This window comes from Pyxidicoccus sp. MSG2 (assembly GCF_026626705.1).
Lineage (GTDB): Bacteria > Myxococcota > Myxococcia > Myxococcales > Myxococcaceae > Myxococcus.
Genome location: NZ_JAPNKC010000001.1, coordinates 1,809,886 through 1,833,286, shown reverse-complemented (window position 1 = coordinate 1,833,286; position 23,401 = coordinate 1,809,886). Strand labels below are relative to the sequence as shown.

Here is a 23,401-nt window from a genome sequence, read left to right as displayed (position 1 = left end):
CCAGCTGCGTCTCGGTGGGAGAACGCGGGGCGACGAAGGTGGCGCTGGCTTCCGTTTCGGGGGCGGGCAGGGCCTTGCGGTCCAGCTTGTCGTGGGTGTTGAGGGGCAGGGCCTCCAGGAAGACGAAGGCAGAGGGCACCATGTACTCGGGCAACGAGCGCAGCAGTGCGGTGCGAAGCTCCGCCGTATCGAGCGCGCGCCCCTCGGGCGTGACGAGGTACGCGACGAGGCGCGGATTGCCGGGCACGTCCTCGCGCGCGAGCACCACGGCGCGGCTGACGTGAGGCACCTGCTCCAGCGCGGCTTCGATTTCGCCCAACTCAATCCGGAAGCCGCGCAGCTTCACCTGGAAGTCGATGCGGCCGAGGAACTCCAGCTCCCCATGGGCCAGCCACCGCACCTTGTCACCGGTGCGGTAGAGACGGCCGCCCGGAGTGTTTCCGAACGGGTCGGGAACGAACTTCTCCGCGGAGAGCTCGGGCCTGCCGAGGTAGCCGCGCCCCACGCCCGCGCCGCCGATGAAGAGCTCACCAGGGACACCGGTGGGAACCGGCTGCATGCGCTCGTCGAGGACGTAGACCTGCATGTTGGCCAGCGGGCCGCCCAGCGTGGGCCGGGAGGCACCGCGAATGGCGCGAGCGGTGCACTCCACGGTGCATTCGGTAGGGCCGTAGACGTTGAAGCCCTGGATGAAGGGGTGTGCCGACAGCTTCGCCCACAGCGCTTCGTCCACGGCTTCACCACCCACCAGCACGCGCAGCGGCCTGGAGGCCGCGAGGCCCTCTTCCAGCAGCAGTCGCAGGTGCGAGGGTGAGCAGTCGAGGGCGTCGACCTCGTGCTTCTCCACCCACGCCTTGAACAGCGCGGCGTCTTCGCGAGCGGCCTGGGGCACGATGCACAGGGCATGGCCGTCGGCCACCTGGATGAGTCCCTGCACCGAAGCGTCGAAGGCCAGCGGCGCATTGATGCCGACGCGCATCGGGCCCTTGGCCCCTGCGTGTACCGTGGAAGCCAGCGCGGCACGCAGGTTCCTCAACGAGGCGTGCTGCACCATGGCGCCCTTGGGGCGGCCGGTACTGCCGGAGGTGTAGATGACGTAGGCGAGATTCTCGGGGGAGGTGACACGGGGCGGGTTGGCGGCGGACTCGCGCAGGAGTTGCTCATGCACGGCCCTGTCGTCCAGGTACACCGCTTCCGCTGAGGCGCCTTCGAGCTTCGAGCGCAGGTGGCGCTGGGTGAGGGCCAGTCGTGCACCGCAGTCCTGGAGCATGAAGGCGATGCGCTCGCGCGGGTAGGCCGGGTCCATGGGTACGTAGGCGCCGCCGGCCTTGAGGATGGCGAGGATGGCCACGACCATGTCCACGCAGCGCTCGATGCAGAGGGCGACGCGCACTTCAGGGCCGACGCCGCGAGCGCGCAGCCAGCGAGAGAGCTGGTTGGCGCGGCGGTTGAGCTGCGCGAAGGACAGCGAGGCGGAGTCATCGAGGACGGCCAGCGCGTCCGGCGTGCGTGCGGCCTGCACCTCGAAGCGCTCATGCAGCGCGCCGTCCCAGTCCAGCTCCTGGCGGGTGTCATTCCAGCGCATGAGTAGCTGCTGGCGCTCGGAGGTGGGCAGCAGGGGCAATTCACCCACGCGCGTCTCCGGCGCGGACACGGCGGCGTGCACCAGCGTGGTGAAGTGCTCCACCATGCGGGCGATGGTGTCCGGCTCGAACAGGTCCGTGCGGTAGCTCAACTCGCCGCCGAGCCCCTCGGGCCGCTGCGTCAGCGAGAGTGTCAGGTCGAAGTGGGTGGCCTCGGCGCCAGACTCGAAGGACTTCAGGCTCAGTGGCGAGCTGCCCGTCACCTCCACGGTAGCCGTCGGCGCGTTCTGCAGGGCGAGCATCACCTGGAACAGCGGCGAGTGACTCAGGCTGCGCTGGGGCCGCAATTCCTCGACGAGCTTCTCGAAGGGCACGTCCTGGTGCTCGTAGGCCCCGAGGGTGGTGGCACGCACCCGGGCGAGCAGCTCGCGGAAGGTGGTGCGCGGGTCCACCTGGGTGCGAAGCACCAGCGTGTTGACGAAGAAGCCGATGAGGCCCTCCGTCTCCGCACGGGTGCGGCCGGCGATGGGAGAGCCGACGGAGATGTCGTCCTGTCCGGAGTAGCGGGCCAGCAACACCTGCCAGAGGGCGAGCAGCGCCATGAAGGGCGTGGCGCCCTCGCGCTGGCAGAGGGCCAGGAGCGCCTCGGACACAGGAGTGGAGAGCTGCACCGGCAGCCATGCACCCCGGTGGGTCTGGACGGCGGGACGGGGCTTGTCGGTGGGCAATTCCAACACGGGGGCCGCACCGGAGAGCTGCTCGCGCCAGTAGCCCAGTTGCTGCTCCAGCACCTCACCCCGCAACCATGACTGCTGCCATTCCGCGAAGTCGGCGTACTGCACCGGCAGCGGCGGCAGGCACGCCTCCGTCCCGGTGGTCCACGCGGAATACAGCTCCGCCAGCTCCCGCACGAGCACGCCCATGGACCAGCCGTCGGAGATGATGTGGTGCATCGTCACCAGCAGCACGTGCTCCGTCGTGTCCAGGCGCAGCAGTGCCGCGCGCAGCAACGGGCCCCGGGTGAGGTCGAAGGGGCGCAGGGCCTCTTCGGTGGCCCGGCGGTGGGTTTCGGTCTCACGCGCCCCGGTGGGCAGGGGGCCGAGGTCCACGACGGGCAGCGAGAAGTCCGGGCTCGGATGGATGCGCTGCACCGGCTCGCCGTCCTCGAGGCCGAAGGTGGTGCGCAGGGACTGTGGCGCTCGATGAGCACCTGGAAGCCGTGTTCAAGGGCCGCCACGTCCAGCACGCCCGACATGCGCAGGGCGGAGGGGATGTTGTAGGCGGCGCTGCCGGGCTCGAGCTGATCGATGAACCACAGGCGCCGCTGGGCGAAGGACAGCGCCCGTCCGCCCGTGCGTGGCACGCGCACCATGGCCGGAGCCGCCGGCACCTGCTCCGCCCTGGCCGTGTCGATGCACCGGGCCAGTCCGCCGAGGGTGGGCGCATCGAAGATGGCACGCAGCGGGAGCTCGACGCCGAAGGCGGCACGGACCCGGGAGACGAGCTGGGTGGCGAGCAGGGAGTGTCCGCCCAGGGCGAAGAAGCTGTCGTCCTGCCCCACGCGCTCCACATGCAGCAGGGCCTGCCAGAGCAGGGCCAGCTCCCGCTCGACGCGCGAGGCGGGCGGGTGGAAGGAACGTTCATTCCGCGAGGCGCCGGGCGCCGGCAGGGCCTTGCGGTCCAGCTTGCCGTTGGGAGTGAGGGGCAGGGCCTCCAGGGTGACGAAGGAGGAGGGCACCATGTAATCGGGCAGGTGCTTCTGGAGGGCGGCACTCAGCGCGCCCATGTCCAACGCCTGATCCGGAGTGGCGGGGACGACGTAGCCGACGAGGCGCTGGTTGCCGGGCACGTCCTCGCGCACGAGCACGGTGGCGTCGCGCACGCCGGGCTGCTGCTTGAGGGCGGCCTCGATTTCGCCCAGCTCGATGCGCTGGCCGCGCAGCTTCACCTGGAAGTCGATGCGGCCCAGGTAGTCGAGCGTGCCGTCGGCCTTCCACCGCGCCTTGTCGCCGGTGCGGTACAGACGTGCGCCGGGCTCGGTGCCGAAGGAGTCTGGGACGAAGCGCTCGGCGGTGAGGTGCGGCCGGTGCAGGTAGCCGTGGGCGAGTTGTACGCCGCCCAGGTAGAGCTCACCGGGTACTCCAATGGGCACCGGCCGCAGGCGCGTGTCGAGCACATACGCCCGGGTGTTGGCGACGGGGCGGCCGATGGGGATGGTGAGGCCGGACTCCTCGTCCGTGGCCTGGGCGAAGGTCGCGTCGATGGTGACTTCGGTGGGGCCGTAGAGGTTGACGAGGCGGACCTCGGGCAGGACGGCGCGCAGGCGCGGGGCGAGCTCGGAGGCGAGGGCCTCACCGCCGCAGAACAACCAGCGCAGGTGCGTGGCGGCGCGCAGTCCCTTCTCTTCCAGCAGGAAGCGGAGCATCGAAGGCACCACCTGGAGCACGGAGATGCGCTGCCGGGCGACGCAGGCCAGCAGTGCGGCCGGGTCTCGGTGGGCCTCGGGAGGCGCGAGGACGAGCGGGGCGCCCACCAGCAGCGGGGCCCAGCACTCCCAGACGGAGGCATCGAAGCTCAGCGGCGTCTTCTGCAGCACCCGGTCCTCGGCGGAGAGGCCGAAGGTGGAGAGCAGCCACGCCATGTGGTTGGCGAGGGCGCCGTGGGGGATGACGGCCCCCTTGGGCTGGCCGGTGCTGCCCGACGTGTAGATGACGTAGGCGGGGCTCTCCAGCGGCACCTGGACGATGGGCGCGCTCGTATCGCCGTCATCGCCCCAACCGGAGTCGAGGCACACCACGGACGGGCCTTCAGGGAGGAGGCCGCGCAGGTGCTGCTGGGTGAGCAACACGGGGGCGGCGGTGTCCTGGAGCATGAAGGCCAGGCGCTCGTGCGGGTAGTTCGGGTCCAGCGGCACGTAGGCGCCACCGGCCTTGAGGATGCCGAGGAGCGCCACGGGCAGCTCCAGCGCGCGCTCCATGCAGACGGCGACGAGGGAGCCCGTGCGCACGCCCGACTGACGCAGGTGCGAGGCCAGCAGGTTCGCGCGTGCGTCGAGCTGGCGGTAGGTGAGCTTCGCGTCACCGAGCTCGACGGCGACGTTGTCGGGAAGTCGCGCCGCCACGTGCGAGATGGCTTCGTGCAGGGGCGACCCGCTCGGAAGCCGGGCGGCGGTGTCGTTCCACCCCACCAGCACCTGACGGCGCTCGGCCTCGGAGAGAAGTGACACGTCTCCCAACCGGCTGTCGGGCCGGGACACCAGCGCCTCCAGCGCCACGGCCCAGTGCTTCAGCAGTTGCTCCAGGTGGTGCGCTTCGAAGCGTGCCGGCTCGTACGTCAGGTGCAGTCCCAGTCGCGTGCCGGGGACGCTGGTGGCCAGCAGCGGCAGGTCGGTCTGCTCGTGCGTGGTGACGTCCCGGATGCCCAGCTCGGCATGGGCCGACTTCACGGCGGCGTCGACGGGGTAGTTCTCGAAGACGAACAGGGACTGGAACAGCGGGGTGCCCCGAGGCACGTCGCTCCACCCCTGGATGCGCACCAGCGCGGAGTGCTCGTGCTGGCGCTGCTCCACCTGCCGCGCGTGCAGCGCCTTCAGCCAGGCGAGGACCCGCACGTCCTCGTCCACGCGGATGCGCACGGGCAGCGTGTTGATGAACATGCCCACGGCACGGTCGATGCCGGGCAGCTCCGCGGAGCGGCCGGAGGTGGTGGCTCCGAAGAGGACGTCGTCCTCGCCCGTGTGGCGCGACAGGGCCAGGGCCCAGGCCGCCTGCACCACGTCGTTGGGCGTGAGCTGGTGCTGGCGGACGAAGGACTGGAGCGCCGTGGTGGCTTCAGCGGACAGCGACGCGTGCAGCTCCTCGCGAGAGGTCGCCACCCCGGGCCTGCCGGACAGCAGGCCTGGCAGGGGCGTGGGGGCGGTGAAGCCTCGGAGGGATTCGCGCCAGTACGCCTCGGTGCGCTCCACGGGTTGGTTCCGCAGCCAGGCGATGTAGTCGCGGAAGGACAGGGACTGGCCCCTGGACGGCGTCCGGCCCGCGCGGACCTCGCCGTAGGCAGCGAAGAGGTCCTGGAGGAGCAGGCCCAGGCTCCAGCCGTCCAGCAGCAGGTGGTGGTGACTCCAGAGGACGCGCCAGGTGCGCTCGCCCAGACGCACCACCGTCAGTCGCGACAGGGGCGGCCGGCGCAGGTCGAACCCGCGCGTCTTGTCCTCCGCTACGAGGGCGTCGAAGCGCGCCCGCTGCTCCGTGTCGGGCACGTCGCGCCAGTCATGCTCTTCCCACGGCAGGGGCGCGCCGGGGTGGACCTGTTGCAGGGGCTCTTCCAGTCCGTCCCAGAGGAAGGAGGTTCGCAGCAGGGGATGGCGTTCCACCGCGGCCTCCCAGGCGCGCCGGAAGGCCGTCATGTCCACGGTGCCGCCAAAGGTCCACGCGAGCTGACAGACGTAGACGCCGGAGGCGGGCTCCGCCAGCGTGTGGAAGAGCATGCCCTGCTGCAACGGAGACAGCGGGTAGAGGTCCTCCACGGGAAGGCCCGTGGGGAGCAGCCGCTGAAGGGTGGACTGCTCCAGCCCCGCCAGGGGGAAGTCGGACGGGGTGTAGCGACGCGCGTCGTCGGTGGCCCGGGTGGAGATGAGCTGCCGCAGCGCGGACAGGCAGCGCGCGGCCAGGGCCTGGACGGTGTCCTCGCGGTGCAGGGCCGCGTTGTACGTCCAGCCCAATGTCAGCCGGCCCTCGAAGACGTAGCCATCGACTTCCAGCAGGTGGCTCCGCTCGCCAGTAGGACTGCGCAGCGCGCCCGTGGAGCCGCGTGCAGGGACGAAGGGCGGCGGCGCGGTGCCGGGGCCCTGGGTTCCACCGAGCTGGTCGAACTGGCCCAGGTAGTTGAAGACCACCTGTGCCTGCGGAGTCTCACGGAGGCCCCGTGCCGCGTCGCCGGCCAGATGGCGCAGCAGCCCGTAGCCAATGCCTCGCCGGGGCAGGCGGCGCAGTGAGTCCCGCACCGCGCGCAGCCGGTCGCCCGGAGTGGCGGTGCCGGAGACATCCAGCACCACCGGGTACGTGGTGGTGAACCAGCCCACGGTGCGGGACAGGTCTACGTCCTCGAAGAGGGCTTCGCGGCCGTGGCCCTCCAGCTCCACGCGCAGCCGGGGCTGGCCCGTCCACTGCGTCAGGCCCTCCACCAGTGCCGCCAGCAACACGTCGTTGATGTGCGCGCGCCAGGCGGCCGGAGTCTCCTGCAACAGCAGGCGCGTCTCCTCCGCCTCCAGCGACACGTTCACCACGCGAGCGGAGGCCAGGGAGTTGCCGACTCCCGGCAGGTCCACCGGAAGCGCCGTCTCCCGTGCACGTCCCTGCTCTTCCCAGTAGGGCAGCTCGCGCGCCAGCTCCTCCGAGCGCGCGAAGACCTGGAGCTTCTCCGCCCACGCCTTGAAGGAGGTGGACTTGGGCGGCAGCGCCACCGGCTGGCCGCGCTGGAGCTGTGCGTAGGCCGTGGCCAGGTCCTCCAGCAGGATGCGCCAGGAGACGCCGTCGACGGCGAGGTGGTGGATGGCCAGCAGCAGTCGTGGCGCCCGGTCCGGACCGAAGTGGAAGAGGGCGGCGCGCAGCAGCAGGCCCTCGTCCAGGTGGAGGCTGGCCTGGAGACGCGTGGCCTCGGACTCCATGGCCCGGGCCTGGTCGGCTTCGGGGATGGACGACAGGTCCACCTGCTCCAGCCGCACGGGGGCTTCGAGGCCCGCGAGCTCCTGTCGCCACACGCCGTCCGCCCCGCACGCGAAGCGCAGGCGCAGTGAGTCGTGATGGGCCACCAGCGCCTGGAGCGCCTGCTCCGCGCACGGCACGTCCACCGTCCCGCGCGCGGCGAGGAGGACGGCCTGGTTGTAGTGGTGCGGCAGTGCGGGCGGCTGCTCGAAGAATTCGAGCTGGATGGGCGTCAGCGGCACGGTGCCCTGCACCAGGCCCTGCTCGGCCTGGACGTGGGCCTCTCGCTTCACCATGCGCGCAAGGGCCTCCAGCGTCTGGTGCTGGAAGATGTGGTTGGCGGCCAGATGCAGGCCGGCCTGCCGCGCACGAGAGACGAGCTGGATGGAGAGGATGGAGTCGCCGCCCAGCTCGAAGAAGTTGTCGTGCAGCCCGACGCGGGGCACTCCGAGCAGCTCCGCCCAGAGGATGGCCAGGGTCTTCTCCTCGGGCGTGCGCGGCTCGGCGAAGTCGGCGGTGTCTCGCCGCGGGGCGTCCGGAGCGGGCAGGGCCTTGCGGTCCACCTTGCCGTTGGGCAGCAGCGGCAGGACCTGGAGCACGACGAGCGCCGTGGGCACCATGAACTCGGGCAGTCGCTCGGACAGGAAGGTGCGCAGGGCCTGGGTGTCTGGTGTGAGGCCTTCGGTGGGTACGACGTAGGCCACGAGCCTGGGGCCGGCTCCGTCTTCGCGCACCAGCGTCACTGCGTCCGCGACGTTCGGGTGGGCGCGCAGCGCGGACTCGATTTCCCCCAGCTCGATGCGCAGGCCGCGCAGCTTCACCTGGGAGTCGATGCGGCCGATGAAGTCGAGCGTGCCGTCCGCCCGCCAGCGCACCTTGTCACCGGTGCGGTACAGGCGTGCTCCGGGCTCGGCGCTGAAGGGGTTGGGGACGAAGCGCTCCGCGGTGAGGTCCGGCCGGTGCAGGTAGCCCCAGGCGAGGCCCACGCCGCCCAGGTACAGCTCGCCGGGCACTCCGGTGGGCACCGGCCGCAGGCCCGTATCCAGGACGTAGGTCTGCGTGTTGGCCATGGGCCGGCCAATGGGCGCCACGGGTCCGGAGAACGCGTCCTCCACGTGCCACCAGGTGGCGTCGATGGTGGCCTCGGTGGGGCCGTAGCTGTTGTGCAGGCACACGTGCGGCAGCACCTCGCGCACGCGGGGAGGCACGTCCGCGGGCAGTGCCTCGCCGCCAGCGATGAGCCAGCGAAGCCGCGTGGCGTTGCGCAGGGCGGGCTCGTCCAGCAGCACGCGCAGGTGCGAGGGCACCAACTGGAGCACCGTGACGTGATGGCGCACGAGGCTCGCCAGCAGGACGGCGGCATCGCGATGGGCCTCCGGCGGGGCCAGCACGACGGTGGCTCCGTTGAGGAGGGCGGAGAAGAGCTCGGCGACGGAGACGTCGAAGCTCAGCGCGGTGCGCTGGAGCGTCCGCTCACCCGGGCCCAGGCCGTACATGGAGCGCATCCACGAGGCGTGGTTGGCGAGGGAGCGGTGCGAGATGACGGTGCCCTTGGGCCTGCCAGTGCTGCCCGAGGTGTAGATGACGTAGGCGGCGCTCTCCGGAGGCACGTCGGTGCTCGGAGCGGCCGGGGCGTCGCGCAGGTCGGTGTCGACGCAGAAGACGGTGGGGCCTTCGGGCAGCAGCCCCTGGAGGTGGCGCTGGGTGAGCAGCACCGGGGCGGCGGCGTCCTGGAGCATGAAGGCCAGGCGCTCACGCGGGTAGGCCGGGTCCAGGGGCACGTAGGCGCCACCGGCCTTGAGCACGCCGAGGAGCGCCACGGGCAGCTCCAGCGCGCGCTCCATGCAGACGGCGACGAGCGAGCCGGGACGCACGCCGAGCTGCCGCAGGTGCGTGGCCAGCAGGCTGGAGCGCGCGTCGAGCTCGGCGTAGGTGAGCGAGCCCGAGTCCGCGAGCGCGGCGAGGGCGTCAGGCGAGAGCGCGGCCTGCGCGGAGAAGAGGTGGTGGACGCTGACGTCCGCTGGGAACTCCGAGGCGGTGTCGTTCCACTCCACGAGCACCCGGCGCAGCTCGGCCTCGTCCATCAGTGGCAGAGAGGAGAGGCGCAGCTCGGGACTGGCCACGGCGGCGCGCAGCAGCGTGCGCAGGTGCTCCACCATGCGGGCCGCGGTCGCGGGCTCGAAGAGCGCGGTGGCATAGAGGAGCGCGCCGCTGAGGCCCTGGGGGGACTCCGCCAGGGTGAGGTCCAGGTCGAACTTCGCGGGGACGTCGTCGAGCTCCACGGGGCTCAGGCGCAGCCCCGGCAGCTCCAGCGCTTCCCGGGGCACGTTCTGGAGGGAGCACATGACCTGGAACAGCGGCGAGTAGCTGAGGCTGCGCTCGGGCCGCAGTTCCTCGACGAGCTTCTCGAAGGGCACGTCCTGGTGCTCGTAGGCGTCCAGGGTGTTTTCGCGGACGTGCTGCAACAGCGAGAGGAACGAATCCCCCAGGGCCATGCGGGAGCGCAGGACGAGGGTGTTGACGAAGAAGCCGATGAGGCCCTCTGTCTCCGCGCGGTTGCGGCCGGCGATGGGCGAACCGACGACGATGTCCTCCTGGCCGGAGTAGCGATGCAGCAGCACCTGGAAGGCGGCGAGCAGGAACATGAACGGCGTCACGCCGTGTCGCTGGCACGCGGCCCGCAGTTCGTCCGAGAAGTCGCGGGAGAGCGAGAATGGGACGATGCCGCCCTGGAAGGACTGGACGGGCGGGCGGGGCTTGTCGGTGGGTAGCTCCAGGAGCGCGGGAGCCTCCGCGAGCTGCTGCTTCCAGTAGCCGAGCTGCGCGTCCAGCACCTCGCCCTGGAGCCAGCCCCGCTGCCAGATGGCGTAGTCGGCGTACTGCACCGGCAGCGGCGGCAGCGAGGCGCCGGAGTAGAGGGCGACCACCTCGCGCACGAGCACACCCATGGACCAACCGTCGGAGACGATGTGGTGCATGTTGAGAAGCAGCACGTGCGCTTCAGCACCGAGGTGGAGCAGCGTGCCGCGCAGCAGCGGGCCGGTGGCGAGATTGAAGGGGCGGAGTGCGTCCTCGTGCGCCAGTCGTCGGGCCTCTTCCTCCCGTTGCGGCGGAGAAAGATGCGTCAGGTCCACCCGGGCCAGGGTGAAGTCGCCGCTGGCATGGATGCGCTGCGTGGGCTGTCCGTCGTGTGAAGCGAAGGTGGTGCGCAGGGCCTCGTGACGGTGCATCACGTCGGCCAGGGCGCGCTCCAGGGCCTCCGCGTCCAGCATGCCCTCCAGGCGCAGCGCCGCGGGCAGGTTGTACGTGGATTCGTTGGGCTCCAGTTGGTCGATGATCCACAGGCGCTGCTGGGCGAAGGAGAGGGGCAGTTCTCCGGTGCGAGGCACCGGGGCGAGCGGGGGCAGCTCCAGGCCCTGGGCCTCCCTGCGACTCGCCTCCACCTGCATGGCGAGCTGCGCGAGGGTGGGATGGGAGAAGAGCTCGCGCAGGGACAGCTCGACGCCGAAGAGCGAGCGGAGGCGGGAGACGACCTGGGTGGCGAGCAGGGAGTGGCCGCCCAGCTCGAAGAAGTCGTCGTTGGCGCCCACGCGGTCGACGCCCAGCAACTGGACCCAGAGGTCCGCCAGCAGTGTCTCGGTGGGCGTGCGTGGCGCGAGGTACTCGGAAGCCGCTGGCTGAGCCGAGTCCGGAGCAGGCAGGGCCTTGCGGTCCACCTTGCCGTTGGGCGTCAGGGGCAGGGCCTTCAGCTCGACGAAGGCCGAGGGCACCATGAACTCGGGCATCCGCCGGGAGAGGGACTCGCGCAGGGCGCGGACGTCCACGGCTTCCGCCGAGGGCACGACGTAGGCGACGAGCCTCGGGCCCACGGCACCGTCTTCGCGCACCACGGCCACCGCGTCGTCAACGTCCGGATGGGCACGCAGCGCGGCCTCGATTTCGCCCAGCTCGATGCGGAAGCCGCGCAGCTTCACCTGCCCGTCACGGCGGCCGAGGAAGTCGAGGTTGCCGTCGGGGAGGAAGCGCGCACGGTCTCCCGTGCGGTAGAGGCGAGCACCGGGCGCGGTGCTGAAGGCGTCTGGGATGAAGCGCTCGGCGGTGAGCTCCGGGCGGCGCAGGTAGCCGCGAGCCACGCCCTGGCCGCCGATGAAGAGCTCACCCACGACGCCGACGGGCACCGGTTGGAGCTGGGCGTCCAGGACGTACAGCGCGGTGTTGGCGATGGGCCGGCCGATGGGGACGATGCCGTTGACGACGCCGCCCTCATTCAAGTCGTAGATGGAGCAGCCAACGACGGTTTCGGTGGGGCCGTACTCGTTGACGAGGCGGACGCGAGGCGCGAGTCGCTGCCAGCGCTCAACGGTTGCGGGAGGCAGGGCCTCGCCGCCGACGACGAAGGCGCCTTCCAGCCGTGCCAGTTCCTCTGGCTGCATCAGGTCCAACAGCACCTGGAGGTGAGCGGGGGTGAGCTTGACGAGGCCATGGCGGTGTTGCCGCAGAGAGTCCGCGAGGGCTTCCAGGTCCTTGCCTGAAGGCAGCAGGTGCACTTCCCCGCCAGCGAGCAGGGGAGTGAGGAGGCTGGTGAGGGTGGCGTCGAAGGCGACGGAGGTGTGGACGGGGGCACTCTGCCCCTGGGAGACGCGGTACTCGCGCAGGGCCCAGTGGAGGTAATGGACGAGGCCACGGTGCATCACCATGACGCCCTTGGGGCGTCCGGTGCTGCCGGAGGTGTAGAGGACGTAGGCGAGGTTCTCGACCGTTACCGTGGGAATAGGAGGCGTCTGGGGCTGTCGCGCGAGCAGCGGCGCATCCGCGTCGAGCAGCACATACAGCTCACCTCGTGAGGGCAGTTCGTCCGCGAGACGCTCCACGGTGACAACAACCGGAGCCGCCGAGTCGGAGAGCATGAAGCCGAGACGCTCGGCGGGGTAGCTGGGGTCCAGCGGGAGGAAGGCTCCGCCGGCCTTGAGGACACCGAAGATGGCGACCACCAGCTCGATGGAGCGATCGAGATGGAGCGCGACGAGGGTGTCGGGGCCGATGCCCTGAGAGCGCAGGTGGTGAGCGAGCTGGTTGGCGCGAACGTCCAGCTCCCGGTAGGTGAGGGCGTCGTGGCCGAAGCGCAGGGCGACGGCATCGGGAGTGCGCTGGACCTGGGCTTCGAAGAGGAGGTGGGCGCACGTGTCGCGGGGGAAGTCGCGGGCGGTGGCGTTCCACTCCAACAGCAACTGGCGCTGCTCCTCGGGCGACATCAACGGCAGGCCGGACACCCGCGCCTCGGGCCGCGCCGCCGCGTGCTCCAGCACCGTGCCGAGGTGCCGCACCATCCGGTCGATGGTCGCCGCCTCGAAGAGGTCCGTGCGGTACTCGCAGGCGCAGGTCAGGCCCTGCGCCGTCTGGACGACGAAGAGGGTGAGGTCCAGGCGCGAGACGCTGGTGCCGGCGCCCTCGGAGCGCAGGGTCAGGCCGGGGACCTTCAACTCGGAGGCGGGCTGATTCTGGAGGACCAGCTTCACCTGGAAGAGGGGCGCGTGGCCCAGGCTGCGCTCGGGGTTGAGGACCTTGACCAGCTCTTCGAAGGGCAGGTCCTGGTGGGCATAGGCCCCCAGCGTGGTGTCGCGCACGCGGCCGAGCAGCTCGCGGAAGGTCGGGCTCCCCTCCAACCGCGCACGCAGCGCGAGCTGGTTGATGAAGAAGCCGATGAGCCCCTCGGTCTCCGCCCGGTTGCGGTTGGCGATGTCCGTGCCGATGACGAAGTCGTCCTGCCCCGAGTACCTCGAGAGGACCACCTCGAAGCCGGCGAGCAGGGCCATGAAGAGGGTGGTGCCCTCGCGGCGGGAGAGGGACTGGAGCGAGTCGGCCAGCTCGCGAGGCAGCACGCGCGTGAGCAGGCTGCCGCGGACACCCTGGACAGCGGGACGCGGGAAGTCGGCGGGGAGCTCCAGCAACCGAGGCGCGCCGTGGAGGTGCTCCCGCCACCAGGAGAGGTGCGTCTCGAGGGCCTCGCCCTGGAGCCAGCCACGCTGCCAGGCGGAGTAGTCGGCGTACTGCACGGGCAGCGGTGGCAGTGCGGCACCGGAGTAGAGGGCGGCCACCTCACGTACCAGCACACCCATGGACCAACCGTCGGAGACGATGTGGTGCATGTCGAGCAGCAGCACGTGCGCTTCAGCGTCCAGGCGCAGCAGCGTGCCGCGCAGCAGCGGACCGGTGGCGAGGTTGAAGGGACGGAGTGCCTCTTCACGTGCCAGCCGCCGGGATTCTTCCTCCCGTTGCAGCGGAGAAAGGTGCGTCAGGTCCACCCGGGCCAGGGTGAAGTCGCCGCTGGCGTGGACGCGCTGAACGGGCTGGCCATCGCGTGAGACGAAGGTGGTGCGCAGGGCTTCGTGACGGTGCACCACCCCGGCCAGGGCGCGCTCCAGCGCGTTCGAGTCCAGGACCCCTTCCAGGCGCAGCGACATGGGGATGCTGTAGAGGGGACTTCCTGGCTCCAACTGGTCGATGAACCACAGGCGCTGCTGGGCGAACGAGAGAGGCAGCGCCTCCGTGCGAGGCACGGGGAGGAGCGGAGGCTGCGCCAGGCCCTGGGCCTCCCTGCGACTGGACTCCACCTGCATGGCGAGCTGGGCGAGCGTGGGATGGGAGAACAGCTCGCGCAGGGACAGTTCGACGCTGAAGAGGGAGCGGAGGCGGGAGACAACCTGGGTGGCGAGCAGGGAGTGGCCGCCCAGCTCGAAGAAGTTGTCGTTGGCTCCGACGCGGGGGACGCCGAGGAGTTGTGACCAGAGGTCCGCCAGCAGCGTCTCGATGGGCGTGCGTGGCGCGAGGTACTCGGAGGCCGAGGCCTGGGATGCGTCCGGAGCAGGCAGGGCCTTGCGGTCCACCTTGCCGTTGGGCGTCAGGGGCAGGGCCTGGAGCGCGACGAGCGCCGAGGGCACCATGAACTCGGGCAGTCGCTCGGACAGGAAGGCGCGCAGGGCCTGGGTGTCAGAGGTGCTGCCATCGGTGGGAACGACGTAGGCGACGAGCTTGGGGCCCGCCACACCGTCTTGGCGCACCATGGCCACTGCGTCGCCGACTCCCGGGTGGGCGCGCAGAGCGGACTCGACTTCACCGAGCTCGATGCGGAAGCCGCGCAGCTTCACCTGGAAGTCAGCGCGGCCCAGGTACTCCAGCTCGCCGGAGTCCTGCCAGCGCGCGAGGTCTCCCGTGCGGTAGAGGCGGGCACCGGGCGCGGTGCTGAAGGCGTCGGGGATGAAGCGCTCGGCGGTGAGCTCCGGGCGGCGCAGGTAGCCGCGAGCCACGCCCTGGCCGCCGATGAAGAGCTCTCCCACGACGCCGACAGGCACCGGCTGGAGCTGAGCATCCAGGACGTACAGCGCGGTGTTGGCGATGGGCCGGCCGATGGGGACGATGCCGTTGACGACGCCGCCCGCGTTCAAGTCGTAGATGGAGCAGCCGACGACGGTTTCGGTGGGGCCGTACTCGTTGACGAGGCGGACGCGAGGCGCGAGCTGCTGCCAGCGCTCCACGGTTGCGGGAGGCAGGGCCTCGCCGCCGACGACGAAGGCGCCCTCCAGCCGTGCCAGTTCCTCTGGCTGCATCAGGTCCAGCAGCACCTGGAGGTGAGCGGGGGTGAGCTTGACGAGGCCGTGGCGGTGCTGCTGCAGAGAGTCCGCGAGGGCTTCCAGCTCACCCGTGGAGGGAAGCAGGTGCACTTCCCCGCCAGCGAGCAGGGGAGTGAGGAGGCTGGTGAGGGTGGCGTCGAAGGCGACGGAGGTGTGGACCGGAGCGCTCTGCCCCAGGGAGACGCGGTACTCGCGCAGGGCCCAGTGGAGGTAATGGACGAGGCCACGGTGCATCACCATGACGCCCTTGGGACGGCCGGTGCTGCCGGAGGTGTAGAGGACGTAGGCGAGGTTTTCGGCCGTCACAGTGGACGTGGGAGGCGTCTGGGGCTGCTTCGCGAGCACCTGCGCATTCGCGTCGAGCAGCACGCGCCGTTCTCCCCGAGAAGGCAGCGCCGCCGACAGGTGCACTGTCGTGACAACGACCGATGCGGCCGAGTCGGAGAGCATGAAGCCGAGGCGCTCCGCGGGGTAGCTGGGGTCCAGTGGAAGGAAGGCACCGCCGGCCTTGAGGACGCCGAAGATGGCGACCACCAGCTCGATGGAGCGCTCCAGATGGAGCGCGACGAGGCTGTCGGGGCCGATGCCCAGCGAGCGCAGCTGCCAGGCAAGTTGATTGGCGCGAGCGTCCAGCTCCCGATAGGTGAGCGAGTCGTGGGCGAAGCGCAGGGCCGTGGCGTCAGGAACGCGCTGGACCTGGGCTTCGAAGAGGACGTGGGCGCAGGTGTCGCGGGGGAAGTCGCGGGCGGTGGCATTCCACTCCACCAGCACGCGTTGCCGCTCGGCCGCGTCCATCAGCGGGAGCTCGGACAGGCGCCGCTCCGGATGCGTGGCGATGCCCTCCAGCAGCGTTTGGAGGTGCGTGGCCATCCGCGCGACGGTGGTGGCGTCGAACAAGTCGGTGGCGTAGTGGAAACCGCCGCGGAAGCCCTCGGGCGTCTCTTCCAGCGAGAGGTTCAGGTCAAACCGGGCGGGTGGTGACGCCGGGGCCAGCGGGCGCAACTTCACTCCCGGCAGCTCCAGTGGGCCCATGGGCGTGTTCTGGAGGGTGAAGCCCACCTGGAACAGGGGCGAGTGACTCAGGCTGCGTTGGGGCCGCAGCTCCTCGACGAGCTTCTCGAAGGGCACGTCCTGGTGTTCGTAGGCGCCGAGGGTGGTGGCGCGCACACGAGCGAACAACTCCTGGAAGGTGGTGCGGGACTCGACGCGGGTGCGCAGGACCAGGGTGTTGACGAAGAAGCCGATGAGGCCCTCGGTCTGGGAGTGGGTGCGGCCGGCGATGGGCGAGCCGACGACGATGTCCTCCTGACCGGAGTAGCGCGCCAGCAGGGACTGGAAGCCGGCCAGCAGCGTCATGAAGGGCGTCAGACCCTGGCGCTTGGAGAGGGCCTTGAGGGACTCGGAGAGGTCCCGAGGCAGCCGCACGGGCAGCCAGGCGCCACGGTGGGACGAGACAGGCGGCCGGGGTCTGTCCGTGGGCAGCTCCAGCACGTTCGGCGCACCGGCGAGCTGCTGCTTCCAGTAGCCGAGCTGGGCCTCCAGCACCTCGCCCTGGAGCCAGTCGCGCTGCCAGACGGAGTAGTCGGCGTACTGCACCGGGAGCCGCGGCAACGAGGCGCCGGAGTAGAGCGCCGCGACTTCACGCACCAGCACGCCCATGGACCAACCGTCGGAGACGATGTGGTGCATGTCGAGCAGCAGCACATGCGCTTCTGCGTCCAGGCGGAGCAGGGTGCCGCGCAGCAGCGGGCCGGTGGCGAGATTGAAGGGGCGGAGTGCTTCTTCACGTGCCAACCGCTGGGACTCATCCTCCCGTTGCAGCGGGACAGGTGCGTCAGGTCCACCCGGGCCAGGGAGAAGGCACCGCTGGCGTGGATGCACTGAGCGGGCTGGCCTTCGTGCGAGACAAAGGTGGTGCGCAGGGCTTCGTGACGGCGCACCACGTCGGTCAGCGCGCGCTCCAAGGCCTCCGAGTCCAGCGCTCCTTCCAGATGGAGGGCGGCGGGGATGTTGTAGGTCGCGGCGCCGGGCTCCAACTGGTCGATGAACCACAGCCGCTGCTGGGCAAAGGACAACGGCGGCGGAGCCGTGCGTGGCTGGGGCGCGATGGCGGGCATGCTCCGCCGCGCGGAGTCCCGCGAGGCGTCGATGCGCGCGGCAAGGCCGGCGACGGTGGGAGCCTCGAAGAGTGCACGGAGTGGCAGCTCCACCTGCAGTGCGGTGCGGAGGCGGGAGACGACCTGGGTGGCGAGCAGGGAGTGGCCTCCGAGCTCGAAGAAGTTGTCGTTGGCACCGACGCGGGGAACGCCCAGCAACTGGACCCAGAGGTCCGCCAGCAGCGTCTCGGTGGGCGTGCGTGGCGCGACGAAGTCGGAAGCCGCTGGCTGAGCCGAGTCCGGAGCAGGCAGGGCCTTGCGGTCCACCTTGCCGTTGGGTGTCAGCGGCAGAGCCTTCAGCTCGACGAAGGCCGAGGGCACCATGAACTCGGGCATCCGCCGGGAGAGGGACTCGCGCAGGGCGCGGACGTCCACGGCTTCCGCCGAGGGCACGACGTAGGCGACGAGCCTCGGGCCCACGGCGCCGTCTTCGCGCACCACGGTCACCGCGTCGTCAACGTCCGGATGGGCACGCAGCGCGGCCTCGATTTCGCCCAGCTCGATGCGGAAGCCGCGCAGCTTCACCTGCCCGTCACGGCGGCCGAGGAAGTCGAGGTTGCCGTCCGGGAGGAAGCGCGCACGGTCTCCCGTGCGGTACATGCGGGCGCCGGGCAGGGTGCTGAAGGCGTCTGGGATGAAGCGCTCGGCGGTGAGCTCCGGGCGGCGCAGGTAGCCGCGAGCCACGCCCTGGCCGCCGATGAAGAGTTCGCCCACGACGCCGATGGGCACCGGCTGGAGCTGAGCATCCAGGACGTACAGCGCGGTGTTGGCGATGGGCCGTCCGATGGGGACGACGCCGTTGACGACGCCGCCCTCATTCAAGTCGTAGATGGAGCAGCCGACGACGGTTTCGGTGGGGCCGTACTCGTTGACGAGGCGGACGCGAGGCGCGAGCTGCTGCCAGCGCTCAACGGTTGCGGGAGGCAGGGCCTCGCCGCCGACGACGAAGGCGCCCTCCAGCCGTGCCAGCTCCTCTGGCTGCATCAGGTCCAGCAGCACCTGGAGGTGAGCGGGGGTGAGCTTGACGAGGCCGTGGCGGTGCTGCCGCAAAGAGTCCGCGAGCGCCTCCAGCTCACCCGTGGAGGGAAGCAGGTGCACCTCCCCGCCAGCGAGCAGGGGGGTGAGGAGGCTGGTGAGGGTGGCGTCGAAGGCGACGGAGGTGTGGACGGGGGCGCTCTGCCCCAGGGAGACGCGGTACTCCTGAAGCGCCCAGTGGAGATAGTGGACGAGGCCGCGGTGCATCACCATGACGCCCTTGGGACGGCCGGTGCTGCCGGAGGTGTAGAGGACGTAGGCGAGGTTGTCGGCCGTCGCCGTGGGCGAGGGAGGCGTCTGGGGCTGCTTCGCGAGCACCTGCGCATCCGCGTCGAGCAGCACGCGCCGCGCTTCGCCCAAAGGAAGCGAGTCGGCCAGGCCCTGCACGGTGATGACGAGAGAGACGGACGCGTCCGCGACCATGAAGCCGAGGCGCTCCGCGGGGTAGCTGGGGTCCAGCGGGAGGAAGGCTCCGCCGGCCTTGAGGACGCCGAAGATGGCGACCACCAGCTCGATGGAGCGCTCCAGGTGGAGTGCGACGAGGGTGTCGGGACCGATGCCCCGTGAGCGCAGGTGGTGAGCGAGCTGGTTGGAGCGCACGTCCAGCTCCCGGTAGGTGAGTGCTTCCTCGCCGAAGCGCAGGGCCGTGGCATCCGGCGTACGCCGTGCCTGGGCCTCGAACAGGAGATGAGCGCAGGTGTCGCGAGGGAAGTCACGGACGGTGGCGTTCCACTCCACCAGCACCTGTCGCCGCTCCTCCGTGGGCATCAACGGCAACGAGGCCAGCGGTCGCGTCGCATCCTCGCAAGCGGCGGCGAGCAGCGATTGCAGGTGCGTGGCCATCCGCGCGACGGTGCCCGCGTCGAACAAGTCGGCCGCATAGTGGAGACCGCCGTTGAAACCCTCGGGCGTCTCCTCCAGTGCAAGCTCCAGGTCGAACTTCGCTGGCAGTGACGCCGGGGCCAGCGGGCGCAGCTTCAGCCCCGGCAGCTCCAGTGGGCCCATGGGCGTGTTCTGGAGGGTGAAGCTCACCTGGAACAGAGGCGAGTGGCTCAGGCTGCGCTGGGGCCGCAGCTCCTCGACGAGCTTCTCGAACGGGACGTCCTGGTGCTCGTAGGCACCCAGGGTGGTGTGACGCACCTGCTCCAGCAGCGCGAGGAACGAAGCTCGTGAGTCGACCCGGGCTCGCAAGGCAAGGCTGTTGACGAAGAAGCCGATGAGGCCCTCGGTCTGGGAGTGGGTGCGGCCGGCGATGGGCGCGCCGACGACGATGTCCTCCTGGTCGGAGTAGCGGGCGAGCAAGGCCTGGAAGCCGGCCAGCAGCGTCATGAAGGGCGTCAGGCCGTGGCGCTTGGAGAGGGCCTTGAGGGACTCGGAGAGGTTCCGAGGCAGCCGCACGGGCAGCCAGGCGCCCCGGTGGGACTGGACGGGCGGTCGGGGTCTGTCCGTGGGCAGCTCCAGGAGCGCAGGCGCATCGAAGAGCTGCTGCTTCCACCAGCCGAGCTGGGCGTCCAGCACCTCACCCTGGAGCCAGTCGCGCTGCCAGGCGGAGTAGTCGGCGTACTGCACGGGAAGCGGGGGCAGTGAGGCGCCGGAGTAGAGGGCGGCCACCTCGCGCACGAGCACGCCCATGGACCAACCATCGGAGACGATGTGGTGCATGCCGAGGGCCAGCACATGCTCGGTGGGGCCCAGCCTCAACAGCCGTGCGCGCAGCAGCGGGCCGGTGGCGAGGTCGAAGGGGCGGAGCGAGTCCTCCTGGAGTTGGCGCTCCAGGTCCTCGTTGTCGACGTCCACCACCTCCAGCGGCACTTCGACCTGGGGGGCGATGCGCTGGAAGGGCTGTCCCTCCCGCTGGAGGAAGGTGGTGCGCAACGCCTCATGGCGCTGCACCACCTCGTGGAAGGCGCGGCGCAGGGCCTCCGGGTCGAGCTGCCCCTCCATGCGCACGAAGGCGGGCATGTTGTAGGCGGAGCTGCCGGGCTGAAGCTGGTCGATGAGCCACAGGCGCTGCTGGGCGAAGGAGAGGGGCAGCTCGCCCGTGCGAGCCCTCGGGATGAGCAGAGGCTTCACCCTTCCCTGGACCGCGGCGAGACGATGCTGCTGCACCTGTTCGGCGAGCCGCGCGAGGGTGGGCGCGGAGAACAGCTCGCGCAGGGACAGCTCGACGCCGAAGAGGGCGCGGAGCCGGGCGATGACTCGAGTCGCGAGCAGGGAGTGGCCGCCCAGCTCGAAGAAGTTGTCGTTGGCGCCGACTCGGGGAACGCCCAGCAACTGGGCCCAGAGGTCCGCCAGCAGCGTCTCGGTGGGCGTGCGCGGCGCGAGGTACTCGGAGGCCGACGTCTGGGAGGCGTCCGGAGCGGGCAGGGCCTTGCGGTCCACCTTCCCGCTCGGGGTCAGCGGCAGGGCCTTCAGCACGACGAAGGCCGAGGGCACCATGAACTCGGGAAGACGCTGGGAGAGGGACTCGCGCAGGGCGCGGACGTCCAGCGTTTCCGCCGAGGTCACGACGTAGGCGATGAGCCTGGGACCCGCGCTGCCGTCATTGCGCAGCACGGCCACTGCGTCACCCACGCCCGGCCAGGCGCGCAGGGCGGCTTCGACTTCACCCAGCTCGATGCGGAAGCCGCGCAGCTTCACCTGGAAGTCGGTGCGGCCCAGGTAGTCGAGCGTGCCGTCTGCCTTCCAGCGCACGAGGTCTCCCGTGCGGTAGAGGCGCTCCCCGGGCACTCCGCTGAAGGCGTCGGGGATGAAGCGCTCGGCGGTCAGCTCCGGGCGGCGCAGGTAGCCGCGCGCCAGGCCCACGCCGCCGATGAAGAGCTCTCCGGGCACGCCGGTGGGCACCGGGCGCAGGTGCGCGTCCAGCACGTAGAAGCGCACGTTGGCCAGCGGCCCGCCGATGGAGGGCTTCTGTCCGTCGGGCGCGCAGATGGCCATGGAGGCGCAGACGGTGATTTCGGTGGGGCCATAGGCGTTGAGGAAGCGGCGGCCCGGCGCCCACTTCGTTACCAGCTCGGCGGAGCAGGCCTCGCCCGCGGAGACGACGGTGCGCAGCCCCATGAGGCCTTCGGGCTCCATGATGGAGAGCGCGGTGGGCGGCAGCGTGGCCACGTGGATTTCACGGGTGCGCAGCAGCGTCGCCAGCGCGGGCCCGGGCATCCGCTCCTCGTTCGACGGGAGGTACAGCGTGGCGCCCGAGAGCAGCGCGCCGAAGGTCTCCCAGACGGCCGCGTCGAAGCTCAGCGATGCGAACTGGAGCACGTGAGTGCCCGGCTCAATCCCCTGGGTGCGCGACTTGTCCTGGACCAGGTTGGGCATGCCCCGGTGTGCCACCATGACGCCCTTGGGGCGCCCGGTGCTGCCGGAGGTGTAGATGACGTAGGCGAGATGCTCCGCGAGGACTTCCGACGCGGGGGGCGTTCGCGGCTGCCGTGCGAGCTGTGAGGCGTCCGCGTCGAGCAGCACTCGACGTTCCCCACGTGAGGGCAGCACGTTCGCCAGAGCCCCCATGGTGATGACGAGAGGGACCGAGGCGTCGCCCAGCATGAAGCCGAGACGCTCGGCGGGGTAGCTGGGGTCCAACGGAACGAAGGCACCGCCGGCCTTGAGGACGCCGAAGATGGCGACCACCAGCTCGAAGGAGCGCTCCAGGTGGAGGGCGACGAGGGTGTCGGGGCGCACGCCCAGCGAGCGCAGGTGCCAGGCGAGCTGGTTGGAGCGCGCCTCCAGCTCGCGGTAGGTCAGGGCGTCCTCGCCGAAGCGCAGGGCGGTGGCGTCGGGAGTGCGCCAGACCTGGGCCTCGAAGAGGTGGTGGATGCAGGCACCATCCGAGAAGGGCACGGGCTCCCCGTTCCACTCCACCAGCACCCGTCGCAGCTCGGCGGCGTCCATCAACGGAAGCTCGGACAGGCGCCGCTCCGGGTGCGCGGCCAGCCCCTCCAGCAGCGCCTGGAAGTGCCCCAGCAGCCGCGTCACCGTCGCGGCATCGAACAGGTCCGTGCGGTACACGACGGCGACGCGCAGGCCCTGGGGCAGCTCGGTGGCCAGCAGCGACAGGTCCACCTGGGCGGCGCCGCTGTCCACCGGCTGCGCCTCCATCCGCAGCCCGGGCGCGTCCAGCGGCGGCAGGGGCGCGTTCTGCAAAGCGAACATCACCTGGAACAGCGGCGACACGCCGAGCCTCCGCTCCGGCCGCAGCGCCTCCACCACCTTCTCGAAGGGCAGCTCCTGGTGGGCGAAGGCCCCCAGTACCGTCTCGTGGACGCGGCCCAGCAGCTCCAGGAAGGACGGGTCCCCCGAGAGGTCCGTGCGCAGGGCCAGCGTGTTGACGAAGAGACCGATGAGGCCCTGGAGGTCGGAGCGATTGCGGCCGGCGACGGGCGCACCCACCACCACGTCGTCCTGGCCGCTGTAGCGCGACAGCAGCACCTGCCACGCGGCCAGCAGCAGCGTGAAGAGGGTGCGGCCCTCGCGGCGGGCCAGTTCCTGGAGTGACTGGAGCAGCTCGGGCGGCAGCATCACCGTGTGACGTGCGCCCCGGGTGCTGGCGTCGGGCGCACGGGGCCTGTCCGTGGGCAGCTCCAGCACGGCGCCCGGGTCCAGCCGCTGGCGCCAGTAGCCGAGCTGCGTGTCCAGCGTCTCGCCCTGGAGCCAGTCGCGCTGCCACACGGCGAAGTCCGCGTACTGCAATGGCAGCGGCGGCAGGGACGCGGGCTGTCCCGCGGCGAGCGCGGGGTAGAGCACGCCCAGCTCCCGCACCAGCACGCCCATCGTCCAACCGTCGGAGACGATGTGGTGCAGGTTGAGCAACAGCAGGTGCTCACGCTCCGCCCAGCGATAAAGCATGGCGCGCAGCAGCGGGCCCTGCTCCAGATCGAAGGGCTGCTTCGCGTCCTCGTGCAGCCGGCGCCAGGCCTCCAGCTCTCCGCCGTTGGCGTCCACCACGGGTAGTGAGACGTCGCGTGAGGCGGCGATCAGCTGCGACACCTGGCCGTCCTGCTCGACGAAGGTGGTGCGCAGCGCCTCGTGCCGGTCCACCAGCACCTGGAGGGCACGACGCAGGGCCTCGACGTTCAGCGCTCCGGACAGCCGCACGGCGCTCGGGACGCTGAGCGCGGCGCTCCCTGGCTCCAGCCGCTCCTGGAGCCACATGCGCTCCTGGGAGAAGGACACCGGGGCACGACGGGACGAACGGGCCTTGTCACGCAGCAGCTCGGCGAGCCGTGCGCGCTTCTGCTCAGGGGAGAGCGACATGCGGTACTCCGAATCAAGAAGTCGAGCGCGCGCCGGGAACGTTGTCG

General features: G+C 70.8%; 3 pseudogenes. All 3 read right to left on the bottom strand.

Annotated features, from left to right (window positions below):
- Positions 1-145: 145 nt before the first annotated feature.
- Positions 146-2,734: pseudogene (locus OV427_RS50710) on the bottom strand (non-ribosomal peptide synthetase); the annotation flags it as partial.
- 50 nt (positions 2,735-2,784) lie between these two features.
- A pseudogene (locus OV427_RS07245) lies at positions 2,785-16,791 on the bottom strand (non-ribosomal peptide synthase/polyketide synthase); the annotation flags it as partial.
- A pseudogene (locus OV427_RS07240) lies at positions 16,791-23,354 on the bottom strand (amino acid adenylation domain-containing protein); the annotation flags it as partial. The pseudogenes OV427_RS07240 and OV427_RS07245, both read right to left, overlap by 1 nt.
- Positions 23,355-23,401: the final 47 nt, after the last annotated feature.